Source organism: Neisseria sp. N95_16, assembly GCF_002551535.2.
Lineage (GTDB): Bacteria > Pseudomonadota > Gammaproteobacteria > Burkholderiales > Neisseriaceae > Neisseria > Neisseria brasiliensis.
The window spans coordinates 1-15,368 of sequence record NZ_PDBT02000059.1 but is presented as its reverse complement, the minus strand read 5'-3'; the positions used below and the strand labels follow the sequence as shown (position 1 = coordinate 15,368).

Sequence of the window (15,368 nt, the reverse complement as noted above, 5' to 3'; positions counted from 1 at the left end):
CCGTTGACGGAATGCCGTCTGATTTCCCGACTGACGGTGGCGGGATGACAACCGATGTTCTGTGCGATTTGGTTTAGGGGTAGGTTGCGGTAATGTCTGGAAATGTAGTATCTTTGGTGTGAGGTCAGTTGTGTGTAGGCCATATTGCAATCTTTCTTGTCAGGAAAGGCAGTATACTACCGCATACTGGCCTTTTCTGTTATTGGAAATTGCACTTGTTAGGCGAATGTAAGGCCGTCTGAAAAAATTTCAGACGGCCTTTGATTCATTTAAACATTACAGTTTATTTGATGTTGCTATGGATATTGTATTGATTGTATTCGGTGTCATGTGAGTCTTGTGGTTCATTGCGAACATGTGGTTTATCATCTGCCATGTTGTCAAGGTCGCGACCTGGATTAGAAACCGTATCGCCAATATTAATATTGGTTAGGCTCTCCAAAATAATTGCTGAAGACAAGTTTTGGCTGGTACGGTAAACCATGGCTAAACCCACTTCTTCCGCAGGAATAGAGACATATTTCACAACGCTCTTACGACTTTTTTCACTATTTTCTAGGTCAACCCGAGTTTGGCGACTACGCTTGTAAAGGCTGACAACAGTGCCTTTATCAATACCATCGGCTTCGCCTTTGTTAATAGTAACGGTTTGGAATTGACCTGCTTCGCTTACGCCTTCAAAGATAGAAACGATTTTGCCATCAATAGCTTGTTCCGGTGCATGCGGCATCATGTGGAAACTGTCCGTCTCGCCATTAAGTTTTAGCAGAAAATCGCCTTTACGGATTTCGGAGATTGCTTCTTCAACCACCATCGGCTGAGCAGTTTGTGTCGGCACTTTAAGAAGCGGATGATTGCGTGTAAAGTATTCGCCTTCTTTCAAATAAAACGTATCTTCATCAGAAGCGGCTTCAAGTGCGCTATTGGTGTAAGGTAGGGTGCTGACAATACCGCTAAAAGCGACTTCCTGACCTAAGAATTTTTTGGTTACAGGGTCGGTAATATCTTTGAGAGCGCGGTAAACCAAATAACGGCCGGGTTCGGTAATGCCGTAAGCGTAAACGCGGTTGCCTTTGGTATAAAGCAAGCGGCTGTCAGGACCTTCAATCAATCTCGGTGCATCTTGGGTCTGTAATTGGCCAATTACTTGAGGATGCTTCATAAACAAGCGGTAGAAATTCACGTTCACAGTCGGAATGCCGTAGCCTGACGTTTCGCGGATGCGCGGGCTGAGTTTGATGGTCGGAATGCCGTCTGAACCCATGCTTGAGCTTTCAAAACCCAAGCGCGGTTGGCCGTTGACGTAGCGCAACACCAACACCTGACCCGGATAAATCAAATGCGGATTGCGGATTTCGCTGCGGTTGGCGCCCCAAAGGCGGTTCCATTGCCATGGGCTGTAGAGATATTTGCCTGAAATGCCCCATAACGTGTCGCCCGGTTTGACTACATAGCGTTGCGGCGCATTCGGGCGCACTTTCAACGCCGCTGCATGAACTTGGGCAGAAATTGCCACACCTGCCATACAAAGCAGGGCTATAATACGTTTTTGCATAACCGTTCCCCTTGAAAATAATGCGGTTTGTCATCAATTTAGCTGAATCAAGAATGCGTCAATCGTGGCGTGAAAAATAACAATGGGCGTGAAGCAGGCTACTGTGTTAGAATTTGCCTATTGATATTTATTCGGCGATAAGCTGAGTAAAAATTCATAAAACGCTATTTTATCATTGAATGTTACCGTCATTCTAGAAATAATGGCGTTGCCATGATAAAGCGTATCAAAGTACATACACAAATTTACTGTTTCCGATTGAGAAGATAAAAAAATGGCACTGTTAAACATCCTCCAATATCCAGATGAACGCCTGCACACGGTCGCCCAGCCGGTAGCCGAAATTGATGAGCGCATCCAAACTTTAGTTAAAGACATGTTTGAAACCATGTACGAAGCGCGCGGCATCGGCTTGGCGGCAACGCAGGTTGACGTGCACGAGCGCGTGGTAGTGATGGATTTGACCGAAGACAAAAGCGAACCGCGCGTGTTCATCAATCCCGTCATCATTGAAAAAGAAGGCGAAACCACTTACGAAGAAGGCTGCCTGTCGGTGCCCGGCATTTACGACACCGTTACCCGCGCCGAACGCGTCAAAGTAGAAGCGTTGGACGAAAAAGGCGAAAAATTCACCCTTGAAACAGACGGCCTGCTGGCAATTTGTATTCAGCACGAACTCGACCACCTGATGGGTAAAGTGTTTGTCGAACATTTGTCGCAGCTGAAGCAAAACCGCATCAAAACCAAGCTGAAAAAACGCCAAAAACACAACCTGTAATCAGGATGTAATCTCAACATGCCGTCTGAAAACATTTCCCGTTTTCAGACGGCATGCTTTATTTGGCTGCTATAATATGCGTCAAATCATCAGATTAAACGTTCAGACGGCCTGAAATACTAGCCAAATCTATCTGTTCAAAGGCCGTCTGAAACCCTTGAAGAAAGACAACCATGAAAGTGATTTTTGCCGGTACGCCCGATTTTGCCGCCGCCGCACTCAAAGCCATTGCTGCCGCCGGTTTCGACATTCCGCTGGTGTTGACCCAGCCCGACCGCCCCAAAGGCCGCGGCATGCAGTTGCAAGCATCACCGGTGAAGCAGGCCGCGCTGGAATTGGGTTTGCGTGTGGAGCAGCCGGAAAAGCTGCGCAACAACGCCGAAGCCTTGCAAATGCTTAAAGACGTGGCCGCCGATGTAATGGTCGTGGCCGCCTACGGCCTGATTCTGCCGCAAGATGTGCTCGACACGCCGCGCCACGGTTGCCTGAATATTCATGCCTCGCTGTTGCCGCGTTGGCGTGGTGCTGCCCCGATTCAGCGTGCCATTGAAGCCGGCGATGCCCAAACCGGCGTGTGCATCATGCAGATGGACATCGGCTTGGATACTGGTAACGTCGTCAGCGAACACCGCTACACCATCGCCCCGACCGATACCGCCAATGAAGTGCACGATGCGCTGATGGCGATAGGTGCTGATGCGATTGTTGCCGATTTGCAACGCTTGCAGGCAGAGGGTCGTCTGAACAGCACGCCGCAGCCTGAAGATGGCGTGACCTACGCGCAAAAACTCACCAAAGAAGAAGCCAAAATCAACTGGCAGGAATCCGCCGATGTGGTTGCCCGCAAAATCCGCGCCTTTAACCCTGTGCCGGCCGCATGGTTGGAATGGGACGGCAAACCGATGAAAATTTGGGCTGCCGAAACTGTGAACCAAAGCGGCAAAGCAGGCGAAGTGTTGGCCTGTAATTCAGATGGCCTGATTGTTGCCTGCGGTGAACATGCGCTGAAGATTACCGAATTGCAACCTGCCGGAAGTAAACGCATGAGCATTCAGGCTTTTGCCGCAGGGCGCACGATTGAAGCGGGGACGGTTTTGTAAGACTCGTGGTAATTCTAGACAAGACGTTCAGACGGCCTTCAATCATCAAGGCCGTCTGAAAAAATCTAAAAAAGAAAGACGCCTCATGCCTATCAATCAATTCAACCAACCCATCGGTAAATCTTTGCCTGATTACACAACCGGCAGTTATCCTGAAGTAACGCTGTTGTCAGGAAAGTTTTGCCGTTTGGAAAAGCTTTCTGCTGCCAAACATGGTGCGGATTTGTATGAGGTGTATGCTGTCGAACACAGCCCGATGCGCAATTGGACGTATTTGCCGATTTTTCCGATGGCCGATCATGTTGAGTTTGATGAGTTGATGGCGGGTTATGAAGCTTCGGCCGATCCGTATTTTTTCGCCATCATCGATACGGCAAGCAATCGGGCGGTGGGTTCGCTGAGCTTGATGCGGATTGATACGGCCAATCGTGTGATTGAAGTGGGCTGGGTGGTGTATTCTGATGCGCTTAAACGCACGCGGATCGCCACGGAAGCGCAGTATCTGTTGGCAAAATATGTGTTTGAAACGCTGAAATACCGTCGTTATGAATGGAAATGCGATGCCTTAAACGAGCTGTCGCGTAAGGCGGCATTGCGTTTGGGTTTCCAATTTGAAGGCATTTTCCGACAGGCTGCGGTATATAAAGGCCGTAGCCGTGATACGGCTTGGTTTTCGATGATAGACAGCGAATGGTCGCAGAGTAAAGCGCGTTTCGAGCGGTGGTTGGACGATACCAATTTTGATGAGCAGGGGAATCAACGTGTGTCGTTGAGCGAAATATAAATATTTGTTTAACAAGATAATCAATGAATTTGTTTCAGACGGCCTCAAATCATCAAGGCCGTCTGAAAAAAGAAAAGTAAACCAATTATGAAAGTGTTCCCATGAGTATGGCATTGGCACAAAAGCTGGCCGCCGACAGTATTGCGGCGGTGGCGCAGGGGCAGAACCTGCAAGACGTATTGGCGACCATTCGTGCGGCCAACCCTGAATTGAGCGCGCAGGAAAGTGGTGCGCTGCAAGACATTGCTTACGGTTGCCAGCGTTATCTGGGCAGTCTGAAATTTATGCTTGGCAAAATGCTGAATAAGCCGATTGATAATTTGCAGCTGGAAAGCCTGCTGTTGGCGGCGTTGTACCAACTGCATTACACGCGCAATGCGCCGCATGCGGTGGTGAATGAAGCGGTGGAGAGCATTGCCAAAATCGGCCGCGGCCAGTATCGCTCGTTTGCCAATGCGATTTTGCGCCGTTTCCTGCGTGAGCGCGACAAGCTGGCGGCAGCGTGCAAATACGATGACACGGCCAAACACAATCTGCCGCAATGGTGGGTGGCGTATCTGCAAAACCATTATCCGAAATATTGGCACAACATCACCGCCGCGCTGCAGTCGCATCCGCCGATGACTTTGCGTGTTAACCGCCGCCACGGCAATGCGGAAGATTATCTGCAAAAATTGGCTGCGGAAGGCATTGAAGCAAAGGCTTTGGATGAATATGCAGTGACCTTGGCCGAAGCCGTGCCGGTAAGCCGTTTGCCCGGTTTTTCAGACGGCCTGGTGTCGGTACAGGACTTTGGTGCGCAAAAAGCGGCGTATCTGCTCAATCCACAAAACGGTGAACGCATTCTTGATGCCTGCGCTGCACCGGGTGGGAAAACAGGGCATTTGCTGGAATTGGCCGATTGTCATGTGACTGCTTTGGATATTGATGCGACGCGTTTGGCGCGCGTACAAAGCAATATCGACCGCTTGGGCTTTCATACGGCCACTTTGCATTGCGCCGATGCGCAGGATTTGGCTGCATGGTATGATGGCAAACAGTTTGACGCGGTATTGGCCGATGTGCCGTGTACCGCTTCGGGTGTGGCGCGCCGCAATCCCGACATCAAATGGCTGCGCCGCCCCAATGATGCGCTGAAAACCGCCCGCCAACAGGAAGCCTTGTTGGACGCTTTATGGCAAACTCTGACAAAAAACAGCAGGATGCTGTTGGCGACGTGTTCGATTTTTGTCGAAGAAAACGATCAGCAGCTGCAAAAATTCCTTAACCGCCATGCCGATGCCCGCTTGCTGGAATCGCATGTACTTTTACCGAACAAACACCAAGATGGCTTTTATTACGCGCTTATTCAAAAGCAGTAAATTCATGCTGCTGCCGATTCTGCTGGCTGCGTCGTTGCACGCGGCGGCGGAAGGCATCAGTGCGACCCGTGCCGAGGCCGGCTTGATGGATAACGGCCAATTGTCGGTCAGCAGCCGTTTCAAAACCGAGTTGCCCGACCAGCTCAAACAAGCCTTGCAACAAGGCGTGCCGCTGAATTTTTCTTTGTCTTACCAATTGTCGGAGCCGACGATTGCGGCCTACCGTTTCCGCTTGGAACATCTTTTAAACGACGGCAATACGGTCAACTATAAATTATCGTTTCATCCGTTGACCAACCGCTATCGCGTTACCGTGGGCACGTTTTCCACCGAATACGATACCTTGAATGCTGCCTTGCGTGCGGTGGGTGCGATTGCCAACTGGAAAGTATTGAGTAAAGGCACTTTGCGCAACAGCGAGCCGAAAGACATCAAAGCACAAATCCGTTTGCAATTATCCACATCCAAGCTGCCGAAGCCTTTCCAAATCAATGCCCTGACATCACGAAGCTGGAGCTTGGATTCGGGCTGGAAAAGCTTGACGGTTACGCAGGAATAAATCATGCGCCGCTTTCTCTTAATCGCCGTTTTGTTGGCCGTGGCACTGCTCTACGGATTGACGGTTGCTACGGGCAGCAGCAGTAGGATTGCCGATTATTTTTGGTGGATTATCGTCCTGTGTGGCCTGTTGATGCTGGTGTTGGCTGCAGTATTGGTGCGCTATGTGCTGCTGCTCATGCGCGACAGCAAAAACGGCGTGTTCGGCTCGCAAATCGCCCGCCGCCTGTCGGGTATGTTTACCTTGGTGGCGGTGTTGCCGAGCGTATTTTTGTTCGGTATTTCCGCCCAGTTTATTAACGGCACGATTAATTCTTGGTTCGGTAATGACACCGAACAAGCACTGGAGCGCAGCTTAAACTTGAGCAAATCGGCCTTGGATTTGGCGGTGGACAATGCCGTCAGCAATGCCACGCCGATTCAAATTGATTTAATCAGCGCATCGTCTTTGGATAATGATTTGGGCAACGCGCTGGCTGCCGCTTCGAATGCCAACGATTTCACCCAATTGGCCTTGTATAACTTAAGCCAAGACCGTTTTGAAAAAGTTATCAATCCGCAAAACCTAAACCAGCCGAAAATTGATAAGGCCGGCCAAGAGCAATTGCAGCAAGCCGGTTCGCTGCGCAACTTGGAAAACATCGGCAATGTGTTGTATGCGCAGGGTTGGTTGTCGATTGGCAACTACAACAATCAGGAATATGCCTTTTTCTTCCGTCAGCCGATTCCGCAAAATGTGGCGCAGGATGCGACCCTGATTGAGTCAGCGCGCGCAAAATATGCTGAATTAAGCTATGCCAAGCAAGGCTTGCAAACCTTCTTTCTGGTGACTTTATTGGTAGCGGCATTGCTGGCGATTTTCTTGGCTTTGGTAATGGCTTTGTATTTTGCCCGCCGCTTCGTCGAGCCGATTTTGTCGTTGGCAGAAGGTGCACGGGCGGTGGCGCAGGGTGATTTCAGCCAGCAGCGACCGGTGTACCGCAACGACGAATTCGGCCGTTTGACACATTTGTTCAACCACATGACCCAGCAATTGGCGATTGCCAAAGATGTGGATGAACGCAGCCGCTTGCAACAGGAAGCCGCCCGCCATTATTTGGAATGCGTGTTGGAAAGCCTGACCACTGGCGTGATTACTTTGGATGCAGAAGGCCGTCTGAAAACTTTCAATAAATCCGCCGAACACATTTTAGGCGTATCGCTGGTGCCGTTGTGGGGCAGTAATTGGCACGATTGGCGCGGGCAGTCGCCACAGCAGACTTTGCTGGCCGATGTGTTTGCCGCAATTGAAGCCACGGCCGATACCAATAAGCCGGTGCAGGTGGAATATGCTGCGCCCGATGATGCGCGGATTCTGATTGGCAAAGCCACGCTTTTGCCGGAAGACAATGACAGCGGTTTGGTGATGGTGATTGACGATGTTACCTTGCTTATGCGCGCGCAAAAAGAAGCGGCATGGGGCGAGGTAGCCAAGCGTTTGGCGCACGAAATCCGTAATCCACTGACACCGATTCAATTATCCGCCGAAAGATTGGCATGGAAATTGCATGATAAATTGGATGAGCAACACGCCCAGATTTTGACCCGCTCAACCGATACCATCGTCAAGCAGGTGGCCGCGCTGAAAGAAATGGTAGAAGCCTTCCGCAATTATGCTCGCGCGCCGTCGTTGAGTTTGGAAAAACATGATTTAAATACTTTAGTAGAAGAAGTATTGGTGCTGTATGAAGGCAGCGCGTGTACATTTGCTGCTAAATTCAGTAATATAGAGTTATTCATCCATGCAGATACCACCGCCATGCGGCAGGTGTTGCACAATATATTTAAAAATGCGGCTGAAGCGGCAGAAAGTGACCCGAATCCACAGGTAAACATCGAAACCGCGTTGAGTGACGATGGGCAGGCCATTTTGACCGTTTGCAACAACGGCAAAAGCTTCAGCAAAGAAATGTTGCATAATGCCTTTGAGCCTTATGTAACCGACAAACCGACAGGTACAGGGCTGGGCTTGCCTGTGGTCAAGAAAATTATTGAAGAGCACGGTGGCCGTATCAGCTTGAGCAATCAGACCGACGGCGGTGCATGTGTCAAAATAGCGTTACCCCAACAGGTAGAAACTTATGCGCAGCAGTGATATTTTAATTGTAGATGACGAGGTGGGTATCCGAGATTTACTATCGGAAATCCTCCAAGACGAAGGTTATACCGTGACTTTGGCAGAAAATGCTGAAGAAGCACGTCAATTGCGCCACCAAACCCGTCCGGCCATGGTTTTGCTGGACATTTGGATGCCCGATTGCGACGGAATTACCTTGCTGAAAGAGTGGGCGAAAAACGGCCAACTCAATATGCCGGTGGTGATGATGAGTGGTCACGCCAGCATTGACACGGCGGTCGAGGCCACCAAAATCGGTGCATTGGATTTCTTGGAAAAACCGATTGCCCTGCAAAAGTTGCTGTCTACCGTTGATCGCGCCCTGAAACACGGCGAAATGCAGGCGGCAGCCGGTTTGTCTTTAGACCGTTTGGGCAACAGTCCGGTGATTCAGGAATTGAATCAAAAATTAGAGTTGGCTTCCAAACAGAGTGGGCCGGTATTACTGACCGGTGAAGCCGGTTCTCCGTTTGAATGGGTAGCCCGCTACTTCCATAAAAACGGCACACCGTGGGCGGAGCCGGGTAAAGTTGAGCATATTGTCGATACACCGCTCGAATTGCTGCAAAAAGCCAGCGGCGGTATTTTGTATGTCGGCGACATCGCGCAATACAGCAAAAATATTCAAAACGGCATCGTATTCTTATTGGGCAAAGCTGACCGCTACAATGTGCGCATCGTGGCAGCCAGCAGCCGATCGGCAGAAGAGTTGGCCGAATCGGCCACGGCAGACAACAAATTGCCGGGCTTATTATCCAAAATCATTGTCGGTGTGCCGACTTTGCGCAGCCAGCCGGATGACATTGTTTTCTTGGTTAACCAAATTTTGATTGAATTGGCCGAGACGCAAAAAATTCCGCTGGCCAAATTCAGTAACGGCGCGCTGACCGTGTTGCGCCAATACGAATGGCCGGGCAACTTTGAGCAACTGCGCACCGTGGTGAAAAACTTGGCTTTAGAAGCCGATGGCGAAGAAGTGCAAGAGCAAGCGGCTGCGGCGGCCTTGGGGCAGCATGTGCCGTCTGCTTCATCGGAAATGGTCGGCGGTTTTAATTTCAATATGCCGTTGCGTGAATTGCGCGAAGAACTGGAACGTCGCTATTTTGAATACCATATTGCGCAAGAAGGCCAAAACATGAGCCGTGTGGCGCAAAAAGTCGGTTTGGAGCGCACGCATTTATACCGTAAATTGAAGCAGCTCGGTATCAGCGTTTCCCGCCGCAACAGCGATAAAACCGAAGATTAATTAACTCATGCTTTAAGGCCGTCTGAACGTGAAAAATGTTTCAGACGGCCTTCATCTGTTTGCATTTCGTTCAATGTCTGTATAATCATTGCTATTAAAAATATTACTTAAATGATTATTTTGGCGGCATTCAATATGATATTGAGGCCATCTGAAAAAGGGTACGGGCATGAACGATAACGAACGCTTTGCATGGGTACAACTCGCGCTGACGCCTTACATCGGTGCGGAAAGTTTTTTGCTTTTGCTGCAGCATTTCGGCAGCGCAGAAGCGGCATTGGCCGCGCCGTCTGAAATCATTGCGAAACTGGTGAGGCACAAACAAGCCGTGGCTGCATGGCAACATGCCGATAAATGCGATGCCGCTAAGGCTGCTGCCGAAGCCGCGTTAAATTGGGCGCAGCAGAAACATTGTCGTTTGCTGCTGTTGCAGGACGATGATTTCCCCGATATGCTGACCGAAGGCATTACGCCGCCGCCGTTGTTATTTTTACGCGGCAATAGCGATTTGCTGCACAAGCCTTCCGCCGCGATTGTCGGCAGTCGCCATGCCACCCCGCAGGCGATGCGCATTGCCCGCGATTTCGGCATGGCTTTGAGTGAACAAGGCATTCCAGTGGTTTCCGGTATGGCGGCCGGTATTGATACTGCTGCTCATCAAGGCGCGCTGCTTTCAGACGGCGGTACCATCGCCGTGTGGGGTACGGGCATAGACCGCATTTATCCGCCATCGAATAAACAGCTTGCCTACGAAATCGCCGAGCGCGGGCTGATTATCAGTGAGTTTCCATTAGATACCCGCCCGTATGCCGGTAATTTTCCACGCCGCAACCGCCTGATTGCCGCATTATCGCGTTTGACCTTGGTGGTGGAAGCAGCGGTAGAGTCGGGTTCGCTGATTACCGCCAAGCTCGCGGCCGAGATGGGGCGTGAAGTGATGGCCGTGCCCGGTTCGATTGATAATCCGCACAGCAAAGGCTGCCACAAGCTGATTAAAGAGGGCGCCAAACTGGTGGAAAGTTTGGAAGATATCGTACAAGAATGTCCGCAGCTATTGCAAAACACCCCATTACCATCATATTCTATATATAAGCGTCCGCAAAACACACTTGCCGCCGAGTCGAAAGCCAAGCCCGAGACAAGCGCCAAACCGCTTGTTGAAACCGATATCAGGCCGTCTGAAACCCAAAACACGGCAGACGACACTTTATTAAATGCCATGGGTTACGATGCCATTCATCCCGATACCTTGGCCGAGTTGCTGAATTGGCCGGCGGCTGATGTGTACGCCCAATTGCTGGAATACGAGCTCGACGGCGTGATCGCTCCGCTGGCCGGCGGACGCTACCAACGGATTAAAACATAACATTTAAGGAACACGCATGGCCGAAGTCATTGCTTTTTTAATCGAACATTTTCAGGATTTTGATGCCTGTCCGCCGCCGGAAGATTTGGGGCAACTGCTCGAAGATGCCGGTTTTGATGCGATGGAAATCGGCAATACCCTGATGATGATGGAAGTGTTGCTCAACAGTTCCGAACTCGCCATTGAGCCGATCGACGGCACGGCCTTGCGCGTGTACAGCGTGGAAGAAGCCGATGTGTTGCCACAAGAGGTGATGGGTTTGCTGCATTATCTGATTGCCGAGCGCGCGATTACGTACGAGCAGCGTGAAATCGTGGTACATGCGCTGATGCACATTCCGGCGGATGAGATCACTGTGGATATCGCCAAAGTGCTGACCTTGCTGGTGTTGTGGGCGTACAAGAGCGAATTGCCGGTGTTGATCGGCGATGATTTGATGGCGGCTTTAAACGGCAACGCTGTGATGCATTAATTTTTTCAGACGGCCTTGATAAAAAAGGCCGTCTGAAATTTACAATAACAAAAGAGAGTAACGATGGCTAAAAACCTTGTAATCGTCGAATCTCCGTCTAAGGCCAAAACCTTAAAAAAATATCTGGGCGGGGATTATGAAATTTTGGCTTCATACGGCCATGTGCGCGATCTCGTGCCGAAAAACGGCGCGGTTGATCCGGAAAACGACTTCGCCATGAAATACCAATTGGTTTCACGCAATGCCAAACACGTTGATGCCATTGTGGCCGAAGCCAAAGAAGCCGAAAACATCTATCTGGCAACTGACCCGGATAGGGAAGGCGAAGCCATTTCGTGGCACTTGCAGGAAATCCTCAAATCCAAACGCGGCCTGAAAAACATCAAACCGCAGCGCGTGGTGTTTCACGAAATCACCAAAAACGCGGTGCTCGATGCCATCGCCCATCCGCGCGAATTGGAAATCAACTTGGTCGATGCCCAACAAGCGCGCCGTGCTTTGGATTACTTGGTCGGTTTCAACTTGTCGCCGCTGCTGTGGAAAAAAATCCGCCGTGGCTTGAGTGCCGGCCGCGTACAAAGCCCGGCTTTGCGTTTGATTTGCGAGCGCGAAAACGAAATCCGCGCATTTGAAGCGCAAGAGTATTGGACGGTGCATCTCGACAGCCACAAAGGCCGCAGCAAATTCACCGCCAAATTGGCGCAATACAACGGCGAGAAACTCGACCAATTCGCATTGCCGAATGAAGCCGCCCAAGCCGATGTGTTGAACGAACTCACCGGTAAAGATGCCGTGGTCAGTGGCGTGGAAAAGAAAAAACGCAGCCGCAATCCGGCCGCGCCGTTTACCACGTCGACCATGCAGCAAGATGCCGTGCGCAAACTCGGCATGACCACCGACCGCACCATGCGAACCGCCCAGCAGCTTTACGAAGGTATCGATGTTGGCCAAGGTGCGATTGGTCTGATTACCTATATGCGTACCGACAGCCTGAATTTGGCCGATGAAGCCGTGGTCGAAATCCGCCACTACATCGAAAACAAAATCGGCAAAGAATATCTGCCGTCGTCTGCCAAACAATACAAAACCAAGTCGAAAAACGCCCAAGAAGCGCACGAAGCGATTCGCCCGACTTCTGTTTACCGCACGCCTGAAAGCGTAAAACCGTTTCTGACGGCCGACCAATTCAAGCTTTACCAAATGATTTGGCAGCGCACCGTTGCCTGTCAGATGTCGCCGGCTAAATTCGACCAAACCACCGTCGACATCAGCGTCGGCAAAGGCGTATTCCGCGTGACCGGTCAAGTGCAAACCTTTGCCGGTTTCTTGAGCGTGTACGAAGAAAGCACCGACGACGAGAGCGAAGAAAACAAAAAGCTACCGGAAATGGCCGAAGGCGACAAATTGCCGGTGGATAATCTCTACGGTGAACAGCATTTCACCACACCGCCACCGCGTTTCAACGAAGCAACATTGGTGAAAGCCTTGGAAGAATTCGGCATCGGCCGCCCATCGACCTATGCCAGCATTATTTCCACGCTAAAAGACCGCGAATACGTGACGTTGGAACAAAAACGCTTTATGCCGACCGATACCGGCGACATCGTCAACAAATTCCTGACCGAACATTTCGCCCAATACGTCGATTACCACTTCACCGCCAAGCTCGAAGACCAGCTTGACGAAATCGCCAACGGCAAACGCCGCTGGGTGCCGGTGATGAATTCGTTTTGGAAAGGCTTCAGTAAGCAGGTTGAAGAAAAAGAAGGCATCGAACGCGCCAAATTCACCACCGAAGAATTGGACGAAACTTGCCCGAAATGCGGCAATCACAAGCTGCAAATCAAATTCGGCCGCAATGGTCGCTTTGTGGCCTGCGCCGGTTATCCCGAATGCGGTTACACTCGCAACGTGAATGAAACCGCTGAAGAAGCTGCCGAGCGCCAAGCCAAAGAAGCCGCCGAACAAGCCGAGCTGGACGGCCGCGAATGCCCGAAATGCGGCGGCGGATTGGTGTATAAATACAGCCGCACCGGCAGCAAGTTTATCGGTTGCACCAACTATCCGAAGTGCAAACACATCGAACCGTTGGAAAAACCGAAAGATACCGGCGTCGAATGTCCGCAATGTAAAAAAGGTCATCTGGTCGAGCGTAAATCACGCTACGGCAAACTGTTTTATAGCTGCAGCACCTATCCCGACTGTAACTACGCCACTTGGAATCCACCGGTAGCCGAAACCTGCCCACAATGCCAATGGCCGGTCTTGACCACTAAAACCACCAAACGCTGGGGCGTGGAAAAGGTTTGCCCGCAAAAAGAATGCGGCTGGAAAGAACAAATTGAACCGCCTGCGCCTAAGGGTAGTAAAGCTGACGAAGAGTAGGTTTGAATAGAAAGGCTGTCTGAAAATGTGAAATACAGTTTCAGACGGCCTTTTATCTATCAACTTGTTGTATAATAAGATTTACGGTTTAATCAGGCCGTCTGAAACATTCAGACGGCCTCAATCTATGGTTTTTATGGCAAAGACAAAACACAATCAGAAACACACTAACCAAGTGCGTATTATCGGTGGGCAATGTCGCGGCCGTAAGCTGGCTTTTGCGTCGGCAGAAGGTTTGCGCCCCACGCCTGATATGGTACGTGAGAAGCTGTTTAATTGGCTGGGGCAGGATTTAACCGGTAAAACAGTATTGGATTTGTTCAGCGGCAGTGGTGCGCTGGGTTTGGAGGCTGCATCACGCCATGCTAAGCAGGTGGTGTTGGTGGATAATCACCGCCAAACGCTGCAATCTCTGCAACGCAACGCGCGTGAATTGGGCTTGGCACAAGTGGAAACCGTTTTTTCAGACGGCCTGAATTTTCTGAAAAATCAAAGTAGGCAGTTTGACGTAGTTTTTTTGGATCCGCCGTTTGCATGGCAGCAGTGGGACGACTTATTTGCTTTGTTGCAAGGTCGTTTGACAAGCAATGCAATGGTTTATATCGAAGCAGGAACATTGCCGTCCAAGCCGGAATGGTTGGCTGAATATCGAGAAGGCAAATCTGGCATGAGTCGCTTTCAATTGCTGCATTATGCGCAAGTGGCTGAATAGTATAGGATTTGATAATCATTACCAGGGTGTAAACATTCTTTGCACATGCGCTTTTTTGAATAGATTATGCTATAATTCGCGCCCATCGGTTTTGAAATTTAATAAAAAAGGAAACGAAAATGTCGCTCTTTATTACAGATGAGTGCATTAACTGTGACGTATGTGAGCCTGAGTGCCCGAATGACGCCATTTCCCAAGGTGAGGAAATTTACGAAATCAATCCGAGCTTGTGTACACAATGTGTCGGTCACTATGATGAGCCGCAATGTCAGCAAGTATGTCCAGTGGACTGTATTTTGATTGATGAGGAACATCCGGAAACGCATGATGAGCTGATGGCAAAGTATGAAAGAATTATTCAGTTTAAGTAAATTTTTTATATAATCAGGTTGTTGCGATTTTTTTAAAAAAACATCAAAAATATTGCTTGACTTGATAAAGAGAAATAAATAAACTAGCGTTCTCTTTTGGAGGGATTCCCGAGCGGTCAAAGGGGGCAGACTGTAAATCTGTTGCGTGAGCTTCGAAGGTTCGAATCCTTCTCCCTCCACCAAAATTCTTACTTGGAGCAAAGTAACTGTATGCGGGTGTAGCTCAATGGTAGAGCAGAAGCCTTCCAAGCTTACGGTGAGGGTTCGATTCCCTTCACCCGCTCCAATAGACAATTTAGCCCATGTAGCTCAGGGGTAGAGCACTCCCTTGGTAAGGGAGAGGCCGGCAGTTCAAATCTGCCCATGGGCACCATCTCATTTATTTACCCGTATTTTTAATTGAACACTTAGGATAGGATTTATTGCCATGGCTAAGGAAAAATTTGAACGTAGCAAACCGCACGTAAACGTTGGCACCATCGGTCACGTTGACCATGGTAAAACCACTCTGACTGCTGCATTGAC

Annotated in this window: 15 protein-coding genes and 3 tRNA genes; 16 read left to right on the top strand and 2 right to left on the bottom strand. The window is 50.0% G+C overall.

The window, feature by feature from the left end; translation table 11 throughout:
- Together CRG49_RS13920 and CRG49_RS09550 are read right to left on the bottom strand one after the other, a co-directional pair.
- A partial coding sequence (locus CRG49_RS13920; RefSeq protein ID WP_157807900.1) for a helix-turn-helix domain-containing protein occupies positions 1-143 on the bottom strand: 143 nt, incomplete at its 3' end.
- A 140-nt stretch (positions 144-283) separates the two neighbouring features.
- Positions 284-1,555, bottom strand: coding sequence for a LysM peptidoglycan-binding domain-containing protein (locus tag CRG49_RS09550; protein WP_095501943.1), 1,272 nt, complete (start codon positions 1,553-1,555; stop codon positions 284-286).
- 274 nt (positions 1,556-1,829) lie between these two features.
- Here CRG49_RS09550 and def point away from each other — a divergent pair, with 274 nt between their 5' ends.
- From def to CRG49_RS09470, 16 genes are all read left to right on the top strand, one after another.
- The gene (gene def, locus CRG49_RS09545; RefSeq protein ID WP_095501944.1) at positions 1,830-2,333 is read left to right on the top strand and encodes a peptide deformylase; all 504 of its coding nucleotides are present in this window, start codon (positions 1,830-1,832) and stop codon (positions 2,331-2,333) included.
- Positions 2,334-2,506: 173 nt separating this feature from the next.
- Positions 2,507-3,433 (top strand): methionyl-tRNA formyltransferase, encoded by a 927-nt coding sequence (fmt, locus tag CRG49_RS09540; protein ID WP_095501945.1) that lies wholly within the window; start codon positions 2,507-2,509, stop codon positions 3,431-3,433.
- A gap of 85 nt (positions 3,434-3,518) precedes the next feature.
- Positions 3,519-4,217, top strand: a complete 699-nt coding sequence (locus CRG49_RS09535) for a GNAT family N-acetyltransferase (RefSeq protein ID WP_095501946.1) — start codon at positions 3,519-3,521, stop codon at positions 4,215-4,217.
- Between the two features lie 101 nt (positions 4,218-4,318).
- Positions 4,319-5,578: a 16S rRNA (cytosine(967)-C(5))-methyltransferase RsmB gene (gene rsmB, locus CRG49_RS09530; RefSeq protein ID WP_095501947.1), complete on the top strand. Its 1,260-nt coding sequence runs from the start codon at positions 4,319-4,321 to the stop codon at positions 5,576-5,578.
- Complete coding sequence (locus tag CRG49_RS09525; RefSeq protein ID WP_095501948.1) at positions 5,544-6,137, top strand: DUF4390 domain-containing protein; 594 nt, start codon at positions 5,544-5,546, stop codon at positions 6,135-6,137. The genes rsmB and CRG49_RS09525 overlap by 35 nt, the downstream gene beginning before the upstream one ends.
- 3 nt (positions 6,138-6,140) lie before the next feature.
- A complete protein-coding gene (locus CRG49_RS09520; RefSeq protein ID WP_095501949.1) occupies positions 6,141-8,270 on the top strand; it encodes a PAS domain-containing sensor histidine kinase in 2,130 nt (709 codons plus the stop codon).
- On the top strand, positions 8,257-9,537 hold the full coding sequence (locus CRG49_RS09515; protein ID WP_095501950.1) for a sigma-54 dependent transcriptional regulator: 1,281 nt from the start codon (positions 8,257-8,259) through the stop codon (positions 9,535-9,537). Before CRG49_RS09520 ends, CRG49_RS09515 begins: the two co-directional genes overlap by 14 nt.
- 169 nt (positions 9,538-9,706) lie before the next feature.
- Positions 9,707-10,903, top strand: a complete 1,197-nt coding sequence (dprA, locus tag CRG49_RS09510) for a DNA-processing protein DprA (RefSeq protein ID WP_095501951.1) — start codon at positions 9,707-9,709, stop codon at positions 10,901-10,903.
- Between the two features lie 16 nt (positions 10,904-10,919).
- Positions 10,920-11,375, top strand: a complete 456-nt coding sequence (locus tag CRG49_RS09505; RefSeq protein ID WP_095501952.1) for a DUF494 family protein — start codon at positions 10,920-10,922, stop codon at positions 11,373-11,375.
- A gap of 63 nt (positions 11,376-11,438) precedes the next feature.
- A complete protein-coding gene (topA, locus tag CRG49_RS09500; protein ID WP_095501953.1) occupies positions 11,439-13,760 on the top strand; it encodes a type I DNA topoisomerase in 2,322 nt (773 codons plus the stop codon).
- A gap of 136 nt (positions 13,761-13,896) precedes the next feature.
- Positions 13,897-14,472 (top strand): 16S rRNA (guanine(966)-N(2))-methyltransferase RsmD, encoded by a 576-nt coding sequence (gene rsmD, locus CRG49_RS09495; RefSeq protein ID WP_095501955.1) that lies wholly within the window; start codon positions 13,897-13,899, stop codon positions 14,470-14,472.
- Between the two features lie 119 nt (positions 14,473-14,591).
- Positions 14,592-14,843 carry a YfhL family 4Fe-4S dicluster ferredoxin gene (locus CRG49_RS09490; RefSeq protein WP_095501954.1) on the top strand — a complete coding sequence of 84 codons (252 nt, stop codon included), beginning with the start codon at positions 14,592-14,594 and terminating at the stop codon, positions 14,841-14,843.
- A 98-nt stretch (positions 14,844-14,941) separates the two neighbouring features.
- Positions 14,942-15,025, top strand: a tRNA-Tyr gene (locus CRG49_RS09485).
- Positions 15,026-15,055: 30 nt separating this feature from the next.
- Positions 15,056-15,129, top strand: a tRNA-Gly gene (locus CRG49_RS09480).
- Between the two features lie 12 nt (positions 15,130-15,141).
- A tRNA-Thr gene (locus tag CRG49_RS09475) sits at positions 15,142-15,216 on the top strand.
- A 54-nt stretch (positions 15,217-15,270) separates the two neighbouring features.
- On the top strand, positions 15,271-15,368 hold a 98-nt coding region (locus CRG49_RS09470), incomplete at its 3' end, for a GTP-binding protein (RefSeq protein ID WP_002253261.1).

Bases quoted from the DNA above. Each gene is read 5' to 3' on its own strand.
- CRG49_RS09535 (WP_095501946.1), top strand. From the start codon at position 3,519: ATGCCTATCAATCAATTCAACCAACCCATCGGTAAATCTTTGCCTGAT.
- def (WP_095501944.1), top strand. From the start codon at position 1,830: ATGGCACTGTTAAACATCCTCCAATATCCAGATGAACGCCTGCACACG.
- CRG49_RS09505 (WP_095501952.1), top strand. From the start codon at position 10,920: ATGGCCGAAGTCATTGCTTTTTTAATCGAACATTTTCAGGATTTTGAT.
- rsmD (WP_095501955.1), top strand. From the start codon at position 13,897: ATGGCAAAGACAAAACACAATCAGAAACACACTAACCAAGTGCGTATT.
- CRG49_RS09490 (WP_095501954.1), top strand. From the start codon at position 14,592: ATGTCGCTCTTTATTACAGATGAGTGCATTAACTGTGACGTATGTGAG.
- topA (WP_095501953.1), top strand. From the start codon at position 11,439: ATGGCTAAAAACCTTGTAATCGTCGAATCTCCGTCTAAGGCCAAAACC.
- dprA (WP_095501951.1), top strand. From the start codon at position 9,707: ATGAACGATAACGAACGCTTTGCATGGGTACAACTCGCGCTGACGCCT.
- rsmB (WP_095501947.1), top strand. From the start codon at position 4,319: ATGAGTATGGCATTGGCACAAAAGCTGGCCGCCGACAGTATTGCGGCG.
- CRG49_RS09550 (WP_095501943.1), bottom strand. From the start codon at position 1,555: ATGCAAAAACGTATTATAGCCCTGCTTTGTATGGCAGGTGTGGCAATT.
- CRG49_RS09520 (WP_095501949.1), top strand. From the start codon at position 6,141: ATGCGCCGCTTTCTCTTAATCGCCGTTTTGTTGGCCGTGGCACTGCTC.
- CRG49_RS09525 (WP_095501948.1), top strand. From the start codon at position 5,544: ATGGCTTTTATTACGCGCTTATTCAAAAGCAGTAAATTCATGCTGCTG.
- fmt (WP_095501945.1), top strand. From the start codon at position 2,507: ATGAAAGTGATTTTTGCCGGTACGCCCGATTTTGCCGCCGCCGCACTC.
- CRG49_RS09515 (WP_095501950.1), top strand. From the start codon at position 8,257: ATGCGCAGCAGTGATATTTTAATTGTAGATGACGAGGTGGGTATCCGA.